1 protein-coding gene and 1 pseudogene are annotated in these 3,085 nt (G+C 50.7%); both read right to left on the bottom strand.

Annotation, left to right across the window (positions count from 1 at the left end; genetic code table 11):
* Nucleotides 1–11 precede the first annotated feature (11 nt).
* Nucleotides 12–215 (bottom strand): hypothetical protein, encoded by a 204-nt coding sequence (locus tag ACUU1M_RS19530; protein ID WP_234426380.1) that lies wholly within the window; start codon nucleotides 213–215, stop codon nucleotides 12–14.
* Nucleotides 216–227: 12 nt separating this feature from the next.
* Nucleotides 228–2,773: pseudogene (locus ACUU1M_RS19525) on the bottom strand (type VI secretion system ATPase TssH).
* Between the last annotated feature and the right edge of the window lie 312 nt (nucleotides 2,774–3,085).

Here is a 3,085-nt window from a genome sequence, read left to right as displayed (position 1 = left end):
AAATGTCATACTTAATGTCCATCAATTGACCAGTGCATGAGATATGCTCTGGCGGGAGGGCGATATGTTACAGAGATACTGACCCTTGCACGCGCATTACCAAGCACGCGCAAAAAATTATCTACTGATGCACGAAAAGTCCCCTGCAAATCATTAGTGGAAGAACTTCCAGGAAAGCGACTGACCCACAGTGCGCCACTTAATTCTTTTGCCATAAGGATGCTCCATTAATCCGTTTCAAAAATAACCTGTTCATCGTCATCAACACGAATGCGGATTTGCGTGATGGCCGTTTTCTCTGTCATCGCCTGCAACCAGTAACGGGACAGTTGTGGGAGGATATGTTGTTCGATATAGCCGATGAGCAAACGAGCGCCGGTTTCGTGCATCGGGCAGCGCGACACAATATGCGTAATCAATTCATCGCCATACACCAGTGAAACGCCATGCTGCTCCGCCATCCGATCCATCAATCTGCCAAGATGCAGGCGGGCAATAACACCACGCGCGGTCTCATCCAGCGGTAAATAAGGAATAACCGTCACACGCCCCAGGAAAGCCGCCGGGAAGTGTTTACGTAACTCCGGCATTAACGCCTCTTTTAGTCCTGCCGAATCAGGCATCAGCGTCGGATCCTCACAGAGCTGGCTGATAAGTTCCGCTCCCGCGTTAGTAGTCAACAACAGCGTGGTATTTTTGAAATCGATGTGGACACCTTCGCCATCTTCCATCGCCCCCTTATCAAACACCTGGAAGAACAGCTCGTGGACTTCGTGATGGGCTTTTTCAATTTCATCCAGCAATACCACGCTCCAGGGATGGCGGCGTACCGCTTCTGTCAACACGCCGCCTTCGCCATAACCCACGTAGCCGGGCGGTGCGCCTTTCAGCGTGGAAACGGTGTGGGACTCCTGAAACTCGCTCATGTTGATGGTGATCAGGTTCTGCTCACCGCCATAGATAGCCTCTGCCAGCGCCAGAGCGGTCTCAGTCTTGCCAACACCGGACGGCCCGGCCAGCAAAAAGACGCCCACAGGCTTACGCTGGTCACCTAAACCCGCCCGCGCGGTCTGGATACGCTCGCCAATCTGCGCCAGCGCGTCCCTCTGCCCGGTAACACGCTGCGCCAGACGGGCGGGCAGTTCCAGGATCTGACTGGCTTCATCTTTCACCATGCGTCCGGCGGGAATACCGGTCCAGTCGGAAACAATTGCGGCCACCACTGCCGCGCTGACTTCCGGGAACACGACGGGGTTTTCGCCCTGCCAGTCTCTTAATGCCGTTTCTGCCTGTTGCAGCGTGATTTCGTCACGCTCGCCGGGTTCTGCGGCACGCTGTTCCTGTAATCGGTGAACCAGTTCCAGTTCCTGCTGCCACCGCGCTTCGGTGTCAGAAAGATCGGCATTCAGCGATATAATCCGCGCCGCCAGTACATCGCCCCGCTCCGAGCGGATACCCATTTTTTCCTGCTTTAATAACAACTCCAGCTCCAGTTCGGCAGCGTTGAGCTGCTGGCGCAGATACTGGACTCTCGCAGGCGGGGTATGCAGCGACAGCGCTGCACGGGCCGCCGCCGTATCCAGCAGGCTGATGGCCTTATCGGGTAGTTGCCGGGCCGGAATGTAACGGTGAGAAAACTGTACGGCGGCGCGCACGGCCTCATCAAGGATCAGCACGTCATGGTGTTTTTCAAGCGTGGTGACTAACCCGCGTACCATCTCAACAGCCGCAACCTCTTCCGGCTCAGCAACCTGCAATACCTGAAAACGCCGAGTCAGCGCCGGTTTCAGCAGGTTGGCAGCATCCCCCGTACCGGATGTACCACCAGCGTGTGAACTTCATCAACAAAAAGGATTACCGGCTGCGGCGAGTGCGCGGCCTCTTCCAGCAACGCTTTCAGGCGGGATTCAAATTCACCCTTCATGGACGCCCCAGCCAGCAGCGCGCCAACATCCAGTGACAGCAACCGCACGTTACGCAGTGAAGGCGGTACTTCCCCCCCGGCAATCGCCAGCGCGAATCCTTCCACCACTGCCGTTTTCCCGACTCCCGCTTCGCCGGTCAGTAGCGGGTTGTTCTGGCGACGGCGCAGCAGAATATCCGTCATAGTACGGATCTCGTGTTCGCGACCGGTGACCGGATCGATATTGCCTTCACGGGCCAGCGCAGTCATGTCCTGACAGTATTTCGCCAGCGCGGATTTGCTTCCAGTTGATTCGCCGGCAAAGACCTGGCTAGCTTCCCCCGGTACTGCAGAATTTAAATCCGAGCCGTCATAAGGCATTTCTGTTAATTCAGGAGATGACGTGATTAAAGACGGAAGAATATCTAATAGTTCATCTACCGGTAGCTCTGCCAATGGCGCACAAATATTTTTTAACACCCGACACAATTCTGGCGTGGTTAACTAGGCAAGTAATAACCATCCACTACGAATTTTTTGATCGCCAAAGCGGATACTTGCCAACATCCAGGCTTTTTCAACAGAAAGATCGATATGATGGGAAAAATCGTTAATTACACTCGCTCCGGCAGGCAATATATTCAATTGCTGAATTAACGCCTTCTCAACATCAGCAGATGTTATTTGATAATGTCGAAGCACATTGTGAATGTCATTCTCTGGTTGTTGTATTAACTGATGCAACCAATGCTTCAGTTCGACATAAGGATTAGCGCGTAATTTACAGAACGTTGTCGCAGATTCCAAAGATCTAAACAAAGATTTGGTTAGCTTTCCATATAGTGCACTGCGCGAAACAGGAGTGTCCATCTGTTACACCTGATGATGTAATAACATATAAATGATACATAAACATAACTGTACCGATTAAAACTTCTAATTAATAGAATTATCAAAAAGGCAGAATGAAACAATGATGCATATCACAGAACACAATGTAATATAGCAGGTAGTATCTTTTTCATGGTGATATTCAATAGAGTAAGCCAATTTCATACACACCATGAATATATTAAATTAAAAATCGCCATATATATTTCCGCGAAAACTTATATTGATAAAGTAAATTGATCAGCATTGCTTATCTAAAAATTTAGAAAACTTATTCTTTTGAAAGAAACA

The sequence above is a fragment of the Shigella sp. SIG6 genome (assembly GCF_053555815.1).
Note: the sequence above shows the minus strand (reverse complement) of the source record. Positions and strands in the feature narration are given on the sequence as shown.